Below are 19,166 nucleotides of genomic sequence, written 5' to 3'. Positions count from 1 at the left end.
GGAGCCGTTCTATGAACAACCTTGATCTCGCCGTACCGGTCCTGAGCCGGGGCAAGCACCGCAATCCACGCAAAGGCGCCTGCTTCATGGAGTTCGCCTCCTACCTGGCCGGCGAACCGTGGTCGGACCACCCGGCCTGCACGCACCCGCTGCTGGCGGGGGTGGCCCGGGACGTCAACGACTGCACGACGGACGCCGGCCGGTCCCGGCTGGCGCCGCTGATCCCGTCCGTGATCGGGCTGACGCCGGACGACCCGCACGTGGTGCCGCGGGTGACCGCAGTCTGCATCCAGCACGCGCTGCCGATCGTGTCCCAGGAGCGGCAGTACATCCTCGCGGTCGCGCTGCTGGTGGGGGAGCGGCACCTGGCCGCGCTGGACGGCCGGCCACTGGACGACCTCGAGCCCGCCTCGCAGGCAGCCCTGGAGTCGGTCCCCGCCGCGACCAAGTGGGCGCGGTCCTTCACCTCCCGGGCCCACCGGGGTACGCCGGACTTCGCGAAGCGGACCGCCCCACGCGCCGTGTCGTGCGCGGTGGAGGGGATCTCGCAGGCCTGCGTGCCGGACCCGGACGACCGCCTGTACAAGCTGCTCACGGCAGCGATCGACGAGTGCACGAGCTGGATGCCGAAGCCGGCACCGGCGCCCGTGCAGCCGGTGCAGCCGGTCAGCGAAGAGGCCGTGGAAGTCAGGTAAGCAACCAGTAGGCTTCACCGTGTGACTTTGGAGATCGATACCGGTTCAGGGTTGATGCCAGTCCACGAGTGGAACTCCGAGGGCGACGGACCCGGGGTGCTGCTCCTGCAGGAGATCTTCGGGGTCTCCGGCTACATCAAGCAGCGCGCCGAGGATCTCGCCGCCCTCGGGTACTACGTGATCGCGCCGGAGATCTACTGGCGGCTGGACGACACCGAGCTGGACGAGTCCGCGCCGGACCTGCTCGAAAAGGCGATGGCGCTGCTCGGCCGGCTCGACTGGGACCTGGCGGTGTCGGACTCGGTCGCCGCGCTGGAGTACCTGCGCGGCCGTGACCTCGGCACGGGCATCGTCGGATTCTGCTTCGGCGGCGGGCTCGGCTTCAACGTGGCCGCGGCGTCGCCCCCGGACGTGCTCGTGAGCTACTACGGCTCGGCCTTGCCGCAGCTGCTGGAGCTGGCCCCCAAGGTGACTGCCAAGAGCCTGCACCACTTCGGCGACGCCGACACCTATCTGAACGCCGACGACGTCATCCCCGCGCTCGGCGACGCCGAGATCCACCGCTATACGGGCGCCGGTCACGCGTTCGACAACCCGTTGCCCGCCTTCCACCATGTCGAGGCCTCCGAGCTGGCGTGGCAGCGTACTGTCGCGTTCCTGTCCCGTGAACTTCCTACCCCCCAAGGATCCTGATGAGCCTGTACGACATCCCGCTGACCACCCTCGACGGCGCGGCCACCTCGCTCGGTGACTACAAGGGCAAGGCCGTGCTGGTGGTGAACGTCGCCTCGAAGTGCGGTCTCACCCCGCAGTACGAGGGCCTGGAGAACCTGCAGAAGACGTACGCCTCCCGCGGGTTCACGGTGGTCGGCGCGCCCTGCAACCAGTTCGGCGGCCAGGAGCCGGGCACGTCGGAGGAGATCTCCACGTTCTGCTCGACGACGTACGGCGTGACGTTCCCGCTGCTCGGCAAGCTCGAGGTCAACGGCGAGGGCCGGCACCCGCTGTACGCCGAGCTCACCCAGACGCCGGACGCCGCGGGCGAGGCCGGTGACATCCAGTGGAACTTCGAGAAGTTCCTGGTCGGCCCGGAGGGCACGGTCGTCACCCGGTTCCGCCCCCGCACCGAGCCGGAGTCCCCGGAGGTCGTCGAGGCGATCGAGGCCCAGCTCCCGAGCTAGTCGAGCGGTTTCACCGGGGCTTCCGCCGCCATGGCGTCCGTGATGACCTCGGCTGTCAGGCCGATCTGCCACTCGCGGGCGCCGTGGTCGCGCAGGAACGCGCTGACCACGGCCAGGGTCGGGTCGGGCGGCGGCGCCCAGGCCAGGCGCCGGATCGTGTCCGGCGCCATCAGGTTCTCGGTCGGGAGGCGGTGGGCCTCGGCGATCTCGCCGACGGCGGACCGCGCTGCCGACAGGCGAGCCGCTGCGTCCGGGTCCCGATCGGCCCAGGAGCGCGCCGGCGGCGGGCCGTCGTACCGCGGTCCTTGCTTCGGGAGCTGGGACTCGGGCAGCCGTCGCGCGTGGTCGATGGCCTCCCACCACGTCCGCATGTGCCGGTGCGCGCCGCGGCCCTTGAACGCGGTCAGCCGCTGCAGCGTGTCCCGGTCGGCCGGCATCGCCGACGCGGCCTCCACGATCGCGGCGTCCGGCAGGATCCGGCCGGGGGAGATGTCCGCGGACTCCGCGATCTGGTCGCGCGCCTCCCACAGAGCCCGTACGACGGCCAGGCTGCGGCGATTGCGGACCCGGTGCATCCCCGAGGTCCGGCGCCACGGGTCCGGCTTGGGCTCGCGCGGGGGAGCGGCCAGGATCGCGGCGAACTCCTGCTCGGCCCACTCCCACTTGCCCTCGCGGCGCAGCTCGGCCTCGATCGCGTTCCGCAGCTCGATCAGCATCTCGACGTCGAGCGCGGCGTAGATCAGCCACGGCCCGGGCAGCGGGCGGGTAGACCAGTCGGCCGCCGAGTGCTCCTTGCGCATCCGGTAGCCGAGCACCTCGCTGACCAGCGAGGCGAGGCCGACCTTCGGGTACCCGAGCAGGCGGCCGGCCAGCTCGGTGTCGAACACCTTCCGCGGCACCATCCCGACCTCGGCCAGGCAGGCCAGGTCCTGGTTCGCGGCGTGGATGATCCACTCCGCGTCGACGATCGCGTCGCCGAGCGTGGACAGGTCGCCGAACGGGATCGGGTCGACCAGGGCCGAGCCGGCGCCTTCGCGGCGGAGCTGGACCAGGTACGCGCGGTGCGAGTACCGGTAGCCGGAGGCGCGCTCGGCGTCGACGGCGACCGGGCCGGTCCCGGACCGGAACGCCTCGACCACCCCGGTCAGCGCGGGATCGGTGTCGACGACCTCGGAGAGGCCGTCACGGAGTTCGAGCAGTGGCAGGTGCGCGGTCGGGTCGTCCGGTACGGGCGACTGCTGGGTCTCGGCTGGGCTCATCGGCCCCGCTGTCCACGCCGGGTCGGCATCGCCACCACCCCCGGCGGCACTGGCGGCAGTCCGGCCGCCGTGCAGAGCACCTCACCCCATGCCTCTGCGTGCCTGGTCACGTCCACAGTGCCGGTGCCACCAGGCCCCGGCACCGGACTCCAGGACGCGCGGATCTCGATCTCCGCCGTCGCGTCGTCGTCGGCCATACCGCCGAAGCTTTCCGATACCACCCTGGTGACGGTACCGCTCGGGGCCAGGAAGTCCGCACCCCGGTCGGTCAGCGCCTCCATCAGCCAGGTCCAGCCCACGCCGCCGAGCAGCGCGTCGGTCACCATCTCCGGCTCGACGGCCGCACGCACGTACGCGACACAGCGGAAGGTCGACTGCCAGGCGTCGTTCCCGTCCGGGTCGTAGAGGATGACGAGCCGGCCGGTGGCGATGTCGTCGCCGTCGACCGTCACGTCGGCGCTGACCGCGGCCGCGTGCGGTGCGATCCGCTGCGGCGCGGGCATCTCCTCGACGAATACCTCGGGCCGGAACCGGGCACTGCGTAATTGCGACACTGCCTCGGCGAACTCCGCGGGTGGCGCGTCGACCTGCTTGCGGGCACCCATGCTTCGCAGCCTACGACTGATTACTCACCGACGCTGGTCTCGACGCGCCGGTAGCTGTGCGCGACGGCCGCTCACAGGCCCGGAAACCGGGCGTGGGATCATCGATGTGTGCCCCCGACACCGTCCGCTGCGCTCAACCGATCTCCCTTCCTGCTGGCGGCCCGGGGGGAACCCGGTCCACACACGCCGGTGTGGTTCATGCGGCAGGCCGGCCGCTCGCTGCCGGAGTACCGCGCGGTCCGCGAGGGCACCACGATGCTCGAGTCCTGCATGCGGCCCGACCTGGTTGTCGAGATAACGCTGCAGCCGGTACGCCGTTACGGCGTCGACGCAGCGATCTTCTACTCCGACATCGTGCTCCCGCTGAAGTCGGTCGGCTTCGACATCGAGATCAAGCCCGGCGTCGGCCCGGTCGTCGCCGCCCCGGTCCGGGACGCAGCCGGCCTGGAGGCGGTCCGCCCGGTCACCCAGGCCGACGTGCCGTACACCACGGACTCGGTGAAGCAGTTGGTCTCGGAGCTGGGCGGCACGCCGCTGATCGGGTTCGCGGGCGCTCCGTTCACGGTGGCGTCGTACCTGGTCGAGGGTGGGCCGAGCAAGGACCACGCGAAGACGAAGGCGCTGATGCACAGCGACCCTGCGCTCTGGCACGCGCTCGCGGACCGGCTGGCCGACGTGGCGATCGCGTACCTGTCGGTGCAGGTCGAGGCCGGTGCGTCCGCGATCCAGCTGTTCGACTCGTGGGCGGGCGGGCTGTCGCCGCGGGACTACGAGCAGTTCGTGGCTCCGCACTCGGCGAAGGTGTTCGAGGCGCTCGCGCCGTACGGCGTGCCCCGGATCCACTTCGGCGTGAACACCGGCGAGCTGCTCGGCCACATGAGCAACGTCGGCGCGGAGGTCGTCGGCGTGGACTGGCGGGTGCCGCTGGACGAGGCGGTACGGCGGATCCAGGCGGCCGGATCGCGGCCGAAGCCGGTGCAGGGCAACCTGGACCCGGCGCTCCTGTTCGCCGGCTGGGACGCCCTGGAGCCTGAGATCGACCGGATCCTCGCGGAGGGCAAGGCAGCGCCCGGTCACATCTTCAACCTCGGTCACGGTGTGCCGCCGGACGCCGATCCCGAGGTGCTGCACCGGATCGTCCGGCACGTTCAGACGAAGTCCGCCCGTGTACCTGCCTGACCACGACGTGGCGCTGGAGCGCCTGACGGATGCACACGCCGAGGCCGTGCTCGCCTTCGAGCGGGAGAACCGCGCGTACTTCGCGCTGTCGATCGCGGATCGGGGCGACGCGTACTTCGAGGAGTTCGCAGTCCGGCACGCGGCGCTGCTGGCCGAGCAGGAGGCCGGGATCTGCCGGTTCCACGTGCTCGTCGACGCCACCGGCGCGGTGGTCGGGCGGGTGAACCTCGTCGACCTCGAGAACGGGTCCGCAGAGCTCGGCTACCGGATCGCGGAGAAGGCCGCCGGGAAAGGCTTGGCCACGGCCGCGGTGCGGGCGCTCGCCAGGATCGCCGCGTCGGACTACGGGCTGACCACCCTGCGAGCCGGGACGAACGTCAGCAACCTCGCGTCGCAGGCCGTGCTGACGCGGGCGGGCTTCCGCCAGGTCAGTGCGGAGGGGGACCAGAAGACGTACGAGTTGAGGCTGGAGGACGCGTGAGTTCGGTGGTCGTGGTCGGTGGCGGGATCAGCGGGCTGGCCGCGGCCCATGCGCTGGCGACCGGGCCGAATCCGCCGCGGATCACCGTCCTGGAGGGCTCGCCCCGGCTGGGCGGCAAGCTGGCAGGCGACGTGCTCGAAGGCGTCCCGGTCGACCTGGGCGCCGAGTCCGTGCTCGCCCGACGCCCGGAGGCGGTCGACCTGATCAAGGCGGTCGGCCTCGGCGACGAGTTGGTACACCCGGCGACCACCTCGGCCGGACTGTGGATCGGCGACCGGATCCGGGCGATCCCGCCGACCGTGATGGGTGTCCCCGTCGATCCGGCTGCGACGACCGACGTGCTGGGCGCCTCCGCGTCCGAGCAGGTCGCGCACGAGGCAGAGTTGCCGGCGCCTGCGCTGACCGAGGACGTCGCGATCGGGCGGTTCGTCGCCGAGCGGATGGGCTCGGCGGTGACCGACAAGCTGATCGACCCGCTGCTCGGCGGCGTGTACGCCGGGAGGGCCGAGGAGATCTCGCTCGCGGCCGCCGTACCCGAGCTGTTCGCGAAGCTGCGGACCGCGCCGAGTCTGCTCGCGGCGACAGCCGAGCTCCGTGAGGCCGGCCAGAAGCGCGCGGGCCAACCGGTGTTCGCCGGCATCGTGGGCGGCATCAACCGGTTGATCGGCGCACTGGAGCAGGATCTGACTACTCGGGGCGTCGACATCCGCCGGAAGCTCGCGGTTCGCAAGATCACCCGGGACGCGGACGGCTACGCGCTCGAGGCGGGCCCGGTGCCGGCGCCGACGTACCTGACCGCGGACTCGGTGATCGTCGCCGTACCCGCGGCGCCGGCGGCGCGGATGCTCGCGGAGTTGGTGCCGGTCGCGTCGGCCGAGTTGGCGTCGATCGAGTACGCCAGCATGGCGATCATGACGCTGGCCGTGCGTAAGCAGGACTGGCCGACTGATGCGGTCGGCTCCGGCTTCCTGGTGCCGTCTGTGGAAGGGCGGACGATCAAGGCGTCGACGTACTCGCACGCGAAGTGGCAGTGGTCGAGTGAGGCCGGGGGAGAGCTGGCGGTGCTCCGGGCATCGGTCGGGCGGCTGGGGGAGGAGTACGTGCTGCAGCGGTCCGACGAGGAGCTGGTGGAGCTGGCTACTGCGGACCTGCGGCGCGCTATGGGGCTGCAGGCGCCCGTAGTCGGCTCACTGGTGACCCGGTGGGGCGGTGGCCTTCCGCAGTATGCAGTGGGGCATCTGGACCGTGTGGACCGCGTGGAGGCGGCAGTCGCGGCTGAGCCCGGGCTGGCTGTGTGCGGAGCGGCGTACCGAGGTGTGGGGATCGCTGCGTGCGTGGCCTCCGGCAGCAAAGCGGCGACCCGGGTGCAGGGCCATCTCCACACATTGGAGACAATGGCTCCGTGACGGAGAAGCCGAAGGCGCGTGAGCTGAACAATGTGATCCGGTACACCATGTGGTCGGTCTTCAAAGTGGAGACCCCGCTGGGCGACGTGGACCGCGACGAGCTGACCGCCGAGCTGTCGGACCTGATCGGGAAGCTGTCGGCCGACGACGTCGTGATCCGCGGGATCTACGACGTCGAGGGGTTCCGGGCGGACGCGGACTTCATGATCTGGTGGCACGCGCCGACGTCGGACGCCCTGCAGAAGGCGTACCACGCGCTGCGCCGGTCGCGGCTCGGGCGGCACCTGGCGCCGATCTGGTCGCAGCTCGCGCTGCACCGGCCGGCCGAGTTCAACAAGAGCCACATCCCGGCCTTCCTGGCCGACGAGGAGCCGCGGGCGTACGTGTGCGTGTACCCGTTCGTGCGGTCCTACGAGTGGTACCTGTTGCCGGACGAGGAGCGCCGGGCGATGCTGGCCGAGCACGGCAAGATGGCCCGCGGGTACCCCGACGTCCGGGCGAACACGGTGGCCTCGTTCGCGCTCGGCGACTACGAGTGGATGCTGGCCTTCGAGGCCGACGAGCTGCACCGGATGGTCGACCTGATGCGCGACCTGCGCGCGTCCACGGCCCGCCGGCACGTGCGCGAGGAAGTGCCGTTCTACACCGGTAAGCGGACCGAGCTCGGCGAGCTGGTCGCCAACCTGGGTTGACGGGCATGCACCGCAAGGCGTTTCCGGTGCTGTACGTCTCCGACGTGCGCCGGTCGGTCGAGTTCTACACCCTGCTCGGCTACGAACCGACGTACCAGTTCCCGCTCGAGGGCGACCCGCACTACGTCGGCCTCGAGCGCGGCGACTCCTCGCTCGGCCTGTCCGACGCCAACTGGCCGGAGGCCCAGCTCGGCATCACCGTCGGTACGGCGCCGCGCTTCGAGCTCTTCGTGTACGTCGACAACGTCGACGCCGAGGTGGAGACCTTCCGGACCGCCGGTCACGCCGTGTTGCAGGAGCCGGCCACCATGCCCTGGGGCGAACGCCAGGCCTACATCGCCGACCCGGAGGGCAACCCGGTCGCCCTCGCCACCCCGATCTAGCTGCCCGGCCGCTGCAGCAGGTAGTCCTCGGCGCGCATCGAGGTCGGCTCCTTCACGTCCTCCGGAAGCAACTCGCGCAGGTCGCGCTCGGTCAGGCTGTCCGGGTCGCGCTCGGACAGCCGGGTCGCCTGGTTGGCGATGGCCTCCTCCAGCACGTTCCGGATGAACCGGCCGTTGCCGAAGTTGTGGCCGCGCGGCGCGGGCGGGATGACCTGGCGGACCACGTCCAGCACGTCGTCGGTGTAGAGCATGCCGCGCTGCCGGGCCTGCAGCTCGAAGATGGCGACCAGCTGGTCGTTGTCGTACTCGCTGAACGACAGCAGCTTCGGGAACCGCGACGCCAGCCCGGTGTTGGACTCCATGAACCGCTGCATCTCGCGGTGGTACCCGGCGACGATCACGACGCACTCGTCGCGGTGGTCCTCCATCAGCTTCAGGATGGTCGCGACCGCCTCCAGGCCGAAGTCCCCGGGGCTGTTCTCCGGCACCAGCGTGTAGGCCTCGTCGACGAACAGCACCCCGCCGAGCGCCTCGCGGAACTTCGCCGCGGTCAGCGGTGCGGTGGTGCCGACTGTGGATCCGACCAGGTCGGACCGGTCGACCTCGACCACGTGACCCTTCTCGAGCACGCCGAGCTGGTTGTAGATCCGGCCGACCAGCCGGGCGATCGTGGTCTTGGCGGTACCGGGCTTGCCGACGAACACCATGTGCCGGGCGCGCTCGTGGCTCGGCAGGCCGAGCTCCTTGCGGCGCAGGTTGGTCTTGATCTCGGCGACCATCCGGCGAACCGCTTCCTTGATCGACTCCAGCCCGATCAGCGAGTCGAGCTCGGCAAGCGGGTTGTGGCTGAGGTCGACCGGCTTCGGGAGCGCCGGCTCTTCGGACTCCGGCGTCTCGACCCGAGTCAGCGGGAGCACCTTGGCCAACGGCTCGGGCTTGGCGGCCGGCCGGCGTTCGCGGTCGAGGACCCGGAAGAACGCGTCCAGGTCCGGGACCTGCGGCTCCGGCCACGGCGCGTCCGCGAGCACGCCGGACAGGTGGACCGACACGCGGGTGGCTGCGGCGGCCCAGGACCGCGCGAGCTCCCGCTGATTGCCGCGTACGGCGCGGGCCAGCCACTCGGTGTTGGCGGCCACCCACGCCTGCGGGTCGAAGCCGCTCCTGATCTCGGCAAGCGCCTTCTCCACGTCGTGAGCCGCGGGGCCGAGGATCTGGGCGACGGCCGGCGGAAGACCGCCCAGACCGGCGCTCAGGACCAGTGGGGACAACAATTGGGCGAAGTCGCCGGTCTCGGCGTCAGGCATCGCCATCAGCAGCTTGGCGTGCGCGTCCCGCAGCGAGTTGACCGAGTACCGCAAGGCCGCCGAGGGGCCGGCCAGCTCCGGCAGCACCGCGCGCTCGGTGTCCGTCAGCGCGGAAGTCCGCCAGAACTGCAGGATCGTCTCGTAGTCCGCGGTCGCATGCATCCGGGCGTTCTCGCGGTCGGCCAGCACGCGGTCGAGCGCTGCGGTCAGAGCCCGGGCGCGGACGGCCATCGGCGGCGCGTCGACGAACTGGGTCACCACGTCCCGGGTCAGCTTGAGTGCTTGCCGCCGGCCCTCTTCACGGAAGCCCCGGACACCTGACACGACCTGCAGTGGCCAGTCGGTGGCGGCGTACCGGACCACGTACCCGGCGCCGCCGAAGCGGTACGTCGGCCGGTAGAAGTCGCGGGCTAGCTCGGTGCCGATGTCGGCGTACTCGCCGTGCAGCACCGGGATCCACCCGGTCAGCAGCGGCGCGACCTGATGGGTGAACCACACCGGCGCGGGCGTGCCGTTCACGAACCCCGGGAACGCGTCCGCCCGCAGCGGCCGCAACGTGTTCGGGTCGTCGCCCCAGGCGCGCAGCTGCCGCCGGACCCGGGCCACCCAGTCGGCCGGCACCTCCCACGCCTGATCGGCGGCGAGTACGTCGAGAACCCGTCGCCCGCGGGTGTCGTCAGCCACGCAAAACCCTTTCACCCGTCCCGGCATCTGGCTGGCCGAGTCTAGTCCGTCACCGGCCGATCACCGGGGGCAGGCGGGGCCTGCGAATGATCACCCCTGCCTTCACGGCGCGTACCTGGTGTTCACGTGTTGGACCTTGGCCGGGACTGGCGCCGATGTGAGAATCCGGCCATGTCTGCCCAGTACCGACCACGGCGCCGCCTGGGCGCCCTCGTGGTCACCTCAAGTCTCGTCGTCACCGGCGTCGCGATCGGCATCGTGGCCGCTCCGGCGGACGCCGCCTCGTCCACCGTGGTCATCACCGAGGTGTACGGCGGTGGCGGCAACAGCGGAGCGCCGTACACCAACGACTTCATCGAGCTGACAAACAACAGCTCCTCGCCAGTCGATCTGACCGGCTGGTCGGTCCAGTACGCGTCCGCCGCCGGCACCACGTGGGCAGTCACCCAGCTCACCGGCAGCCTCGCTCCGGGCGCGGCCTACCTGGTGCAGGAGGGTGCGGGTGCCGGCAACGGCCAGCCGATGCCGACCCCGGACGCGACGGGCAACATCATGATGTCCGCGGCGTCGGGCAAGGTGGCTCTGGTCTCCTCGACCACCGCGCTGGCGTGTGGGGCGACCTGCTCGACGGCCGCCGGCGTGGTCGACTTCGTCGGGTACGGCGCCGCCAACGACTTCGAGACCGCCGCGGCGCCGGGGCTGTCCAACACGACGTCGGCGACCCGGAAGGTCCCGACCACGGACGCGGACAACAACGGGACCGAGTTCGCTGCGGTCAACCCGTCGCCGAAGACGCTGACCTCGACGCCGCCGGACCCGGACCCGATCGACGCCAAGATCCACGACATCCAGGGGTCGGCCCACCTGTCGCCGCTGAACGGCAAGCTGGTCGGCAACGTCACCGGCGTGGTCACCGCGAAGAGCGGCAACGGCTTCTGGTTCCAGGACCCGCAGCCCGACGCCGACCCGGCGACCAGCGAGGGCCTGTTCGTCTTCACCAGCTCCGCGCCGACGGTGAACGCCGGCGACGCGGTGTCGGTCAAGGGCACGGTCGCCGAGTTCCGCCCCGGCGGCTCGGGTGGGACCGACAACCTGACCACCACCGAGCTCACCAACGCGACCGTCACCGTCACCGGCACCGCCGCGGTCCCGGCCGCGACGATCGTCGGCCCGGGTGGGCGGGTGCCGCCGTCGACCGTGATCGACGACGACTCCAACGGTGACGTCGAGACGACCGGCACCTTCCAGCCGGCCACCGACGGCATCGACTTCTGGGAGTCGCTGGAGGGCATGTGGCTGGGCATCAACGAGCCGCAGGTGACCGGCCCGACCAGCTCCTTCCGCGAGCTGTCCGTCGTACCGGCTGGCTCGAGCGTGCGGACCGTCCGCGGCGGCATCGTGCTGCAGAAGGCCGACAGCAACCCCGAGCGGGTGCTGCTGGACGACGTGCTGACGCCGATTCCGGACGCGAAGACGGGCGACAAGCTGGCCGGTGTCGTGACCGGTGTCCTGGACTACTCGTTCGGGAACTTCAAGTTCCTACCGACGCAGTCTCCGACGGTTGTCGACGGCGGCGTCCAGCGGGAGACGACCAAGGCGTCGTCGCCGCTGCAGGTGTCGGTGGCGACGTTCAACGTGGAGAACCTGGACCCGTCCGACGGCGAGGCCAAGTTCGACGGGCTCGCCCAGGCGGTGGTGCGGAACCTCGCCTCGCCGGACATCATCGGCCTGGAGGAGGTGCAGGACAACGACGGCGCCACCAACTCCGGTACGACGGCCGCCAACGTGACCCTGGACACCCTGGTGGCCGCGATCGTGAAGGCCGGCGGACCGACGTACGCGTGGCGGCAGATCGACCCGGTGAACAACGCCGAGGGCGGCGAGCCGGGCGGCAACATCCGGGTCGCGTTCCTCTACCGCACCGACAAGCCGGTGAAGTTCGTCGACCGGCCCGGCGGCGGCTCGACGGTCCCGACCACGATCGTCACCGACCGGTTCGGCCGGCCGCACCTGAGCTCCTCGCCCGGTCGCGTCGACCCGGCGAACCCGGCCTGGGCGGCCGCCCGGGTCCCGCTGGCCGGTGAGTTCACCTGGCACGGGCAGAGCCTGTTCGTGGTGGTCAACCACTTCAGCTCGAAGGGCGGCGACGACCCGCTCTGGGGCCGGACCCAGCCGCCGGTCCAGGTGACCGCCGCCAAGCGGCACCAGCAGGCCGAGTCGGTCCGCGGGTTCGTGGACCAAATCCTGGCCAAGGACAAGGGCGCCAACGTCATCGTGCTCGGCGACATCAACGACTTCGACTTCTCCGAGACCACCGACATCCTGGTCGGCTCCGGGAAGACGGCGCTGATCGACCTGCCGCGGACGCTGCCGGTGCCGGAGCGCTACAGCTACGTGTTCGAGGGCAACAGCCAGATCCTGGACCAGATCCTGATCTCGCAGAACCTGAAGCCGGCCTCGTCGTACGACATCGTGCACATGAACTCCGAGTTCCCGGACCAGATCAGCGACCACGACCCGCAGGTCGCGCGCGTCGTCCCGCTGCCGTCCTGGGTGCGCTGACGGGACGCTTACGTCGGTCGCCCGGGCGAGGTTTTCCTTGCCCGGGCACCGATACTGGAGTCGTGACAGATGACACCAAGCAGTACGCCGTACAGAAGTCCGAGGCGGAGTGGAAGGCGCAGTTGACGCCCGCCGAGTTCCACGTACTGCGCAAGGCCGGCACCGAACGGCCGTTCACCGGTGAGTACACCGACACCAAGACGGTCGGCGTGTACAAGTGCCGGGCGTGTGACGCGGAGCTGTTCCGGAGTGAGACCAAGTTCGACTCGCACTGCGGCTGGCCGTCGTTCTTCGCGCCGCTGGCCGAGGACCGGGTCCAGTACATCGAGGACTCCACCCTCGGGATGAAGCGGGTCGAGGTCCGCTGCGCCAACTGCGGGTCCCACCTGGGCCACGTCTTCGAGGGCGAGGGCTACGGCACCCCGACCGACCTGCGCTACTGCATCAACAGCATCAGCCTGACCCTCCAGCCCGCCTGAGCGATCAGGCGTCGCAGCGGTCAGGTTTCCGGAGCGGTGAGGGCGACCAGGCGGTAGACCTCGAGCGGTTCTGCCTTGCCTTTGAGCTCCAGGCGGCCCAGCGACTCGGTGACAGCCTCGGGGAGGAGGGCCTTGGTGGCGGGGCCGATGGCCACGCTGCCGCCTGGGGCCTTGCCCTCGATCCGGGACGCGACGTTGACGGTGTCGCCGATGACCGTGTGGGTGCGGCCGCCCTCGGTGCCGAGCAGGCTGACCGAGGCGACGCCGCTGTTGATGCCGACCCGGAACCGCGGCCACTGCGGATGCGCCATCTGGACGGCACTGGCCGCCTCCTGAAGCGCCAACCCGGCTGCGGCGGCCCGCTCGGCGTGGTCCGGCTGGTCGCCGCGCTTGTTGAAGGTCACCATCAGCGCGTCGCCGATGATCCGGTCGACGTCGCCGCCATGTCGCCGTACCACTGGAGGTACGACGACCTGGAAGTACGTGTTCAGCATGGCGGTGACCTCGGACGGGTCGTGGTGCTCGGAGAACGTCGTGAACCCTTGCAGGTCGGCGAACAGCACACTCAGCTCCCGCCGCCCGGACACCGTGTCCTCGAGGTAGAGGTCCGCGAACCGCTCCTCGTGCCACTGGAGCCGCACGCCGACCACGACCAGGACGAACGCGGCGAGCATCAGCACGTGCCACTCCCACCACGACAGCGCCCAGTTCCGCGCGAACACCAGCGCGACCATCGCCTCGGCGAGCAGGACGAACGCGGCGACCATCGACAGCAGCATCAGCGACGGCCGTTCCCACCAGGTCCGCATGTACCGCCCGGCCGCGATCGCGTAGAGCAGGATGGCCGGTACGGCGAGCGCCGCCAGGATCCCGTCCGCAGCCTCCGGTACGGCGGTGCCGTGCAGCGGAGGTAATCGCAGCACCGAGGCCAATGCCCACAACGCCATCAGCGTCAGCAACCCAGCACGGAGCCAACGCCCCCACCGCACCGCGGAGGCGACCCGATCACCGGAGAAGTTCAGGCTCGACAACACCGCGAACACCGACGCCAGCGCTACGCCGACCGGGGTCGCGAGGGTGAAGCCCGCGTTCGGTGTGTCGAGCAGCACCTTCGGCGTCGCCAATGCGTGCAAAGCGAGGAAGCCCGCCGCCGACAGGAATGCCAGGGAGACCAGCAACACCCGAGGATCGCCCCGCCGCACAGCCGCTGCGCCGGTCCCATACGCGAGTACGGCGCTCAGCACCGCCGTCGCCAGCACCAGCCAGAAGTGCGCCGGGTGATGCTGCCAGTGCACGTCCAGCTGTGGTCGCTGCAGCAGCAGGAACAGCCCTGCCAGCGGGAGGAGCAACGCCAGGGCCGTCAGGCCGACCATCGCCGGCGTGTAGACGAACCGCCGTTCAGGCATCGGCAGTGACCTTCAAATGCGTGTGGACCTGCGACACCACCACCGAACCCTCGCCGACCGCCGACGCGACGCGCTTGACCGACCCACACCGCACATCGCCGATCGCGAACAGGCCCGGCAGCGTGGTCTCGTAGGGCTGTGGCGGCCGCGACTCGTTCCACTGTGGGTCAGCGGCGGCATCCGACCCGGACAGCACGAACCCACGCGAGTCCCGGCCGACCTTGTCCGGCAACCAGTCCGTGCCCGGCACCGCGCCGATCATCACGAACAGGCCGTTCACGGGCAGCGACTCCTCGTCGCCGTTCCGCCGGTCCCGCAAGGTGATGTGCTCCAGCCGACCGTCGCCGCCACCGCCGACGACCTCGCTGTTCGCCCGCAAGGTCACGTTGGGTGCGGCATCGATCTCATCGATCAGGTACTGCGACATGCTCGCCGACAGGTCGTTGCCACGGATCACCAGCGTCACGTGCCGGCAGTAGCGGGCCAGATGCAGGACGGCCTGTCCGGCCGAGTTCCCGCCGCCGACCACGCAGGCGTCGCGCCCTTGCAGACCATGGGCTTCCGACACGCTCGCGCCGTAGTACACGCCGTTGCCCATCAGGTCCTCGAGCGACGGGACGTCCAGCCGTCGGTACGAAACTCCGGTCGCGAGGACGACCGCGCGGGCCGTCACCTCGCCCACATCCCCGATCACTGCGCGGAAGTGGTCGTCGACCTTCTCCAGCGAGACGATCGACCGCATCAGCACGAAGTGTGCGCCGAACACCCAGGCCTGCTGGTACCCGCGCTGGGCGAGCTCCGAGCCCCGAATGCCGCGGGAGAAGCCCAGGTAGTTCCGGATCAGTGAGCTCGTCCCCGCCTGCCCGCCGATCGACTCCCGCTCCACCACGAGCGTGCGCAATCCCTCGGACGACGCATACACAGCCGCGGCCAGGCCACCCGGACCGGCGCCGATCACCAGCAGGTCGAAGGCGTTCTCGCCGTCGGCCAGCGTCGTCGGAACACCCCAGGCCTCGGCGATCTCGGCATCGGTCGGATCATGCAGTACGGCGCCGCCGACAGCCGGCATCCACACCAGCACACCCTCACCGGGATCCGGCTCGCCGATCCACTGCAGCGCGGCCTTCGCCAACGGCGATCCGCTGACCCGGAACGCGCTCGGAATGCCGTTACGCGCCAGCAGACTGCGGATCGCCTGTCCCCGGACGGAGTGGTCGGACGCGATCACCACGACCTCGCGCAGGTTCGCGACCTCGTACCGCGACCACTCCTGGATGAACTCCGCGACCGTCCGGTGGAACAGCTCGTCCCGCTCGATCCACGGCTTCAGCACGTAGTAGTTGATGTCGCCGACCGACATCGCGGTCAGGATCGCCGCGGCCGTCGACCGGTCCGCCCACGACCCCCACTCGACCAGCAACGCCCGCCGAGCGTCCGGATGCAACGTCCGCGACAGGTCGAAGATCGCGGCCCGCTCGGCGTCGGCCAGCGCATGGTCGACCAGTACGACGGCTACCCGCTGCTCCAGCTCGTGCGCGAGCCGCAGGCAGTCGGCCCCCGCGGTCGCGGTCAGCTCGCCGCGCACGCGGAAGTCCACGCCGAACGCGCGCTCGAGCTCTGTCTCACTTCGTTCCAGCCGCATCGGATCGGCATCGACGACCAGCAGAAGCGGCCGTGCCTCACGCAGGCTGGGCCTGTCCCCGGGTTCCCCTCCCATGCTTGCGACGGTAGGTGCGCGCGCACCGATGGGCAATGGAGAAAGCGCTTGTTCGCCGGTCCTGTCCGCCCCAGTGGGACAGGACCGGCGAAACTCGAACGCAGCTCAAGCCGTCAGTTGACGCTGACCGCGGACCACGCGGCGGCGACGACTGCGCGCTCGTTGCTGGTTGCGCCGTACAGGTCGGTGGCCGCGTTCAGCGTTGCGGTCCGGGCCTGCGCGTACGTCGTACCCGTCGTCATGTAGGTGGTCAGCGCGCGGTACCAGATCTTGCCGACCTTGTCCCGGCCGATGCCTGTGACAGTCGAGCCGTTGCAGCTCGTGGAGTTGTGCGGCAGGCCGCCGAACTCCTTGGCGCCGGTGCCCTCGGCGGCGAGGTAGGCGAAGTGGTTCGCGACGCCGGAGGAGTAGTGCACGTCCAGGTTGCCGACGCCGGAGTAGTAGCAGTCGACCGAGTTGCCGTCCTTGCTCGGCTTGTCCATGTACCGCAGGGCCGGCCGGTCCTTCATGATCTCCTCGCCGATGTAGTAGTCACCGGGGTCGGAGGCGTTGTCGGCGTAGAACTCGACGAAGGTGCCGAAGATGTCGCTGGTCGCCTCGTTCAGGCCGCCGGACTCACCGGAGTAGGTCAGGTTCGCGGTCGCCGTGGTGACGCCGTGGGACATCTCGTGACCGGCAACGTCGATCGACACCAGCGGACCGGCCACGACGCCGTCGCCGTCGCCGTACGTCATCTGCCTGCCGTCCCAGAACGCGTTCACGTAGTTGCTGCCGTAGTGCACCCGGCTCGGGACGCCCTTGCCGTCGTTGAAGATGCCGTTCCGCGCGTGCTGGGTCTTGTAGTAGTCCCAGGTCTTCGAGGCGCCGTAGTGCGCGTCGACCGCGGCCGTCTGCCGGTTGGTGTTCAGGCCGTTGCCCCAGTGGTTGTCGGCGTCGGTGAACCGGGTCGGCACCGGGCAGCCGAAGCCGAAGATCTGGCACAGGATCGAGTCGGTCTTGTTGTTCGCGTCGGCGGTGTAGCCGTTGCCGCGGGTCGGGTCGGTCAGCGTGAAGCCGCCGGTGGCCGGCGTGCTCTCGATCGGCACGGTCCCGCTGTACAGGCTCTGTCCGTCGCCGGAGGCGGTGTGGATGTGCTGCTCGGAGACCAGTTTCGCCCCGGTCAGTGCGTCGATCGTGGTGGTCACGTGGCTCGGCGTACCGTCCGCCTGCGTCCCGCCCGACGCGACCAGGTAGGCCAGCCGCGGCGCGCCCTTGCGGGCCTCGATCACCAGCGTCGGCTTGCCCTCGGCCTCCTGTCCGCGGGTCAGCGCCTTGGCGGTGGCGCTTGCGACGCTGATCTTCGGCGTCCGGCTCACGTCGGCGCTGCGGCTCAAGGTCAGGCTGGCGCCCTTGAAGGCGCCGTCCTTGGCCTGGTGGACGACGACGTCGCCACCGAGGACCTTCAGCCCGCCGATGGTCCGGTCCATCCGGACGTGGCTGGAGCCGTCGGCGTCCACGATGACGTCCCGGACGACGAACGTGTCGGCGCCGGTGGCCTTCAGTACGGCGAGATTGTCGCCGATCGCGGCCTTCGCCCGGGCGACGGCCGCGCTGGGGCTGGGGACGGGGTCTGCCGTCGGCGCACCGTTGGCGGTGGTGGCGCTGGTCAGACCGAGGGCGGTAGTGGTCGCGACTGCGGTGGCAGCGGCGAACAGGGCGGATCTGTTCATCCTCGCGCTCCTTGTTCGGCGTCCCGGGGGCCTCACGCCCCGGGAACGAGGTGCAGGAACGTTACCGCTCGGTCACCTACCGTGGCCAGAGGTTGGGAAAGTTGTCTTTCCGGCGGAATTCGCCGGGTTTGTCCGGGCCGGGCGGTAGCGTCGCGGCATGGCGAAGAGCACAGCCGTGATGCTCACGGTGGGGGAGCGCGAGGTCCGGGTCTCCAGCCCCGAGCGGGTGGTCTACGAGGCGACCGACTGGGCGCCTGAGGTCACCAAGCTGCAGGTCTGCGAGTACTTCGCCGGGCTGGCCGACGCGTTCATGAAGGCGTCCGGCGACCGCCCGGTCGCCCTGGAGCGCTGGCCCGGCGGCTGGCGTGAGGGCATGACGCTGTCGGTCGACTCGATCGGCCGGCAGACGGGCGACGGCTTCTACTCCAAGCGCCTGCCGAAGGGGGCGCCGGAGTGGGTCGAGACCTGCCGCGTGCTCACGCCGAACGGCCGTCCGATCGACGAGCTGTGCCTGACCGAGCCCGCCGCTGCGGTGTGGGCGGCCCACATGGGCACCCTGACCTTCCACCCGTGGGCCGTCCGCCGCAGCGATCTGGAGCATCCCGACGAGCTGCGCATCGACCTCGATCCGCAGCCCGGTGCGACGTTCGCGGACGCCAGGCAGGTGGCCGGCGTCGCGCGCGAGCTCCTCGAAGAGCTCGGGTTGCAGGGCTTCGCGAAGACCAGCGGCAACCGGGGCATCCACATCTACGTCCGGATCCGCCCCGAGTGGAGCTTCGACGAGGTCCGGCACGCCGCGATCGGCCTCGGCCGCGAGCTCGAGCGCCGCGACGACCGGGTGACGACGGCCTGGTGGAAGGAGGAGCGCGGCGAGTCCTCGATCTTCCTCGACTTCAACCAGAACCTCCGCGACCGTACGGTCGCCGGCGCCTGGTCGCTGCGGCCGCGGCCGGGTGCTCCGGTCAGTACGCCGCTGACGTGGGAGCGGCTCGCCGAGGTCGACGACCCGCGGGCGTTCAACCTGCACACGGTCCCGGAGTACCTCGCCGACGGCGACCCCTGGGCCGGCATGGACGACACGGCGTACCCGCTCGACGCGCTGCTGCGGCTGTGGGAGGAGCTGCCCGGCGGCGAGCTGAACTTCCCGCCCGACTACCCGAAGATGCCGGGCGAGCCGCCGCGGGTGCAGCCGAGCAAGAAGGTCGCCGAGCACTGGGACGAGCACGGCAACCGGATCGTGCCGGACTGACACGTCGCGGCTGCTCCCGCACGCGGACTGCGGTTACGCGTGCTGCGGCAGGCGGACTGTGGTTACGGGTGCTCCGGGCCGGCGGACTGTGGTTACGGGTGCTCCGGGCCGGCGGACTGTGGTTACGGGTGCTCCGGGCCGGCGGACTGTGGTTACGGGTGCTGCGGGCCGGCGG

The 19,166-nt window shown here is 70.6% G+C and carries 17 protein-coding genes; 11 read left to right on the top strand and 6 right to left on the bottom strand.

Annotated elements, in window-relative coordinates; genetic code table 11:
• Window positions 1–11: 11 nt before the first annotated feature.
• The 3 genes from AB0H36_RS40690 to AB0H36_RS40680 are packed head-to-tail and all read left to right on the top strand — an operon-like array spanning window position 12 to window position 1,876.
• Window positions 12–695 (top strand): hypothetical protein, encoded by a 684-nt coding sequence (locus AB0H36_RS40690; RefSeq protein ID WP_360536124.1) that lies wholly within the window; start codon window positions 12–14, stop codon window positions 693–695.
• A 21-nt stretch (window positions 696–716) separates the two neighbouring features.
• On the top strand, window positions 717–1,388 hold the full coding sequence (locus tag AB0H36_RS40685; RefSeq protein WP_360536122.1) for a dienelactone hydrolase family protein: 672 nt from the start codon (window positions 717–719) through the stop codon (window positions 1,386–1,388).
• On the top strand, window positions 1,388–1,876 hold the full coding sequence (locus AB0H36_RS40680; protein WP_360536120.1) for a glutathione peroxidase: 489 nt from the start codon (window positions 1,388–1,390) through the stop codon (window positions 1,874–1,876). Before AB0H36_RS40685 ends, AB0H36_RS40680 begins: the two co-directional genes overlap by 1 nt.
• Here the strand turns inward: AB0H36_RS40680 and AB0H36_RS40675 are convergent.
• Together AB0H36_RS40675 and AB0H36_RS40670 are read right to left on the bottom strand one after the other, a co-directional pair.
• Window positions 1,873–3,135 carry an HRDC domain-containing protein gene (locus AB0H36_RS40675; RefSeq protein ID WP_360536118.1) on the bottom strand — a complete coding sequence of 421 codons (1,263 nt, stop codon included), beginning with the start codon at window positions 3,133–3,135 and terminating at the stop codon, window positions 1,873–1,875. The two genes, AB0H36_RS40680 and AB0H36_RS40675, sit on opposite strands and share 4 nt — an antisense overlap.
• Complete coding sequence (locus AB0H36_RS40670; protein ID WP_360536116.1) at window positions 3,132–3,740, bottom strand: DUF3000 domain-containing protein; 609 nt, start codon at window positions 3,738–3,740, stop codon at window positions 3,132–3,134. Before AB0H36_RS40670 ends, AB0H36_RS40675 begins: the two co-directional genes overlap by 4 nt.
• Window positions 3,741–3,848: 108 nt before the next feature.
• Here AB0H36_RS40670 and hemE point away from each other — a divergent pair, with 108 nt between their 5' ends.
• The 5 genes from hemE to AB0H36_RS40645 are packed head-to-tail and all read left to right on the top strand — an operon-like array spanning window position 3,849 to window position 7,881.
• A complete protein-coding gene (gene hemE / locus AB0H36_RS40665; protein WP_360536115.1) occupies window positions 3,849–4,919 on the top strand; it encodes a uroporphyrinogen decarboxylase in 1,071 nt (356 codons plus the stop codon).
• Complete coding sequence (locus AB0H36_RS40660) at window positions 4,906–5,400, top strand: GNAT family N-acetyltransferase (RefSeq protein ID WP_360536113.1); 495 nt, start codon at window positions 4,906–4,908, stop codon at window positions 5,398–5,400. Before hemE ends, AB0H36_RS40660 begins: the two co-directional genes overlap by 14 nt.
• Entirely contained in the window at window positions 5,397–6,806 is a 1,410-nt protein-coding gene (gene hemG, locus AB0H36_RS40655) for a protoporphyrinogen oxidase (protein ID WP_360536111.1), read from the top strand. The genes AB0H36_RS40660 and hemG overlap by 4 nt, the downstream gene beginning before the upstream one ends.
• Complete coding sequence (hemQ, locus tag AB0H36_RS40650; RefSeq protein WP_360536109.1) at window positions 6,803–7,498, top strand: hydrogen peroxide-dependent heme synthase; 696 nt, start codon at window positions 6,803–6,805, stop codon at window positions 7,496–7,498. Before hemG ends, hemQ begins: the two co-directional genes overlap by 4 nt.
• 5 nt (window positions 7,499–7,503) lie before the next feature.
• On the top strand, window positions 7,504–7,881 hold the full coding sequence (locus AB0H36_RS40645; protein ID WP_360536107.1) for a VOC family protein: 378 nt from the start codon (window positions 7,504–7,506) through the stop codon (window positions 7,879–7,881).
• Here the strand turns inward: AB0H36_RS40645 and AB0H36_RS40640 are convergent.
• Window positions 7,878–9,869 (bottom strand): AAA family ATPase, encoded by a 1,992-nt coding sequence (locus AB0H36_RS40640; protein ID WP_360536105.1) that lies wholly within the window; start codon window positions 9,867–9,869, stop codon window positions 7,878–7,880. The two genes, AB0H36_RS40645 and AB0H36_RS40640, sit on opposite strands and share 4 nt — an antisense overlap.
• Window positions 9,870–10,040: 171 nt before the next feature.
• Between AB0H36_RS40640 and AB0H36_RS40635 the strand changes: the two genes are divergently transcribed.
• Both AB0H36_RS40635 and msrB read left to right on the top strand, forming a co-directional pair.
• Window positions 10,041–12,431: a lamin tail domain-containing protein gene (locus tag AB0H36_RS40635; protein WP_360536103.1), complete on the top strand. Its 2,391-nt coding sequence runs from the start codon at window positions 10,041–10,043 to the stop codon at window positions 12,429–12,431.
• A 62-nt stretch (window positions 12,432–12,493) separates the two neighbouring features.
• On the top strand, window positions 12,494–12,910 hold the full coding sequence (gene msrB, locus AB0H36_RS40630) for a peptide-methionine (R)-S-oxide reductase MsrB (RefSeq protein ID WP_360536101.1): 417 nt from the start codon (window positions 12,494–12,496) through the stop codon (window positions 12,908–12,910).
• A gap of 20 nt (window positions 12,911–12,930) precedes the next feature.
• On the opposite strand, the gene AB0H36_RS40625 is transcribed toward msrB, so the two are convergent.
• From AB0H36_RS40625 to AB0H36_RS40615, 3 genes are all read right to left on the bottom strand, one after another.
• Window positions 12,931–14,316 carry an adenylate/guanylate cyclase domain-containing protein gene (locus AB0H36_RS40625; RefSeq protein ID WP_360536099.1) on the bottom strand — a complete coding sequence of 462 codons (1,386 nt, stop codon included), beginning with the start codon at window positions 14,314–14,316 and terminating at the stop codon, window positions 12,931–12,933.
• Window positions 14,309–16,033, bottom strand: coding sequence for an FAD-dependent oxidoreductase (locus AB0H36_RS40620; protein ID WP_360536097.1), 1,725 nt, complete (start codon window positions 16,031–16,033; stop codon window positions 14,309–14,311). Before AB0H36_RS40620 ends, AB0H36_RS40625 begins: the two co-directional genes overlap by 8 nt.
• Window positions 16,034–16,146: 113 nt before the next feature.
• The gene (locus AB0H36_RS40615; RefSeq protein WP_360536095.1) at window positions 16,147–17,742 is read right to left on the bottom strand and encodes a M4 family metallopeptidase; all 1,596 of its coding nucleotides are present in this window, start codon (window positions 17,740–17,742) and stop codon (window positions 16,147–16,149) included.
• Between the two features lie 157 nt (window positions 17,743–17,899).
• On the opposite strand from AB0H36_RS40615, the gene AB0H36_RS40610 reads away from it, so the two are divergent.
• Entirely contained in the window at window positions 17,900–18,991 is a 1,092-nt protein-coding gene (locus tag AB0H36_RS40610; RefSeq protein ID WP_360536093.1) for a DNA primase small subunit domain-containing protein, read from the top strand.
• Window positions 18,992–19,166: the final 175 nt, after the last annotated feature.

Source organism: Kribbella sp. NPDC050820 (assembly GCF_040653975.1).
In the GTDB taxonomy this organism is placed as follows: domain Bacteria; phylum Actinomycetota; class Actinomycetes; order Propionibacteriales; family Kribbellaceae; genus Kribbella.
Note: the sequence above shows the minus strand (reverse complement) of the source record. Positions and strands in the feature narration are given on the sequence as shown.

What these genes read in the sequence shown, in the direction of transcription:
- AB0H36_RS40690 (WP_360536124.1), top strand. Translation starts at nt 12, where the DNA reads ATGAACAACCTTGATCTCGCCGTACCGGTCCTGAGCCGGGGCAAGCAC.
- AB0H36_RS40680 (WP_360536120.1), top strand. Translation starts at nt 1,388, where the DNA reads ATGAGCCTGTACGACATCCCGCTGACCACCCTCGACGGCGCGGCCACC.
- AB0H36_RS40675 (WP_360536118.1), bottom strand. Translation starts at nt 3,135, where the DNA reads ATGAGCCCAGCCGAGACCCAGCAGTCGCCCGTACCGGACGACCCGACC.
- AB0H36_RS40670 (WP_360536116.1), bottom strand. Translation starts at nt 3,740, where the DNA reads ATGGGTGCCCGCAAGCAGGTCGACGCGCCACCCGCGGAGTTCGCCGAG.
- AB0H36_RS40645 (WP_360536107.1), top strand. Translation starts at nt 7,504, where the DNA reads ATGCACCGCAAGGCGTTTCCGGTGCTGTACGTCTCCGACGTGCGCCGG.
- AB0H36_RS40635 (WP_360536103.1), top strand. Translation starts at nt 10,041, where the DNA reads ATGTCTGCCCAGTACCGACCACGGCGCCGCCTGGGCGCCCTCGTGGTC.
- AB0H36_RS40625 (WP_360536099.1), bottom strand. Translation starts at nt 14,316, where the DNA reads ATGCCTGAACGGCGGTTCGTCTACACGCCGGCGATGGTCGGCCTGACG.
- AB0H36_RS40620 (WP_360536097.1), bottom strand. Translation starts at nt 16,033, where the DNA reads ATGGGAGGGGAACCCGGGGACAGGCCCAGCCTGCGTGAGGCACGGCCG.
- AB0H36_RS40615 (WP_360536095.1), bottom strand. Translation starts at nt 17,742, where the DNA reads ATGAACAGATCCGCCCTGTTCGCCGCTGCCACCGCAGTCGCGACCACT.
- AB0H36_RS40610 (WP_360536093.1), top strand. Translation starts at nt 17,900, where the DNA reads ATGGCGAAGAGCACAGCCGTGATGCTCACGGTGGGGGAGCGCGAGGTC.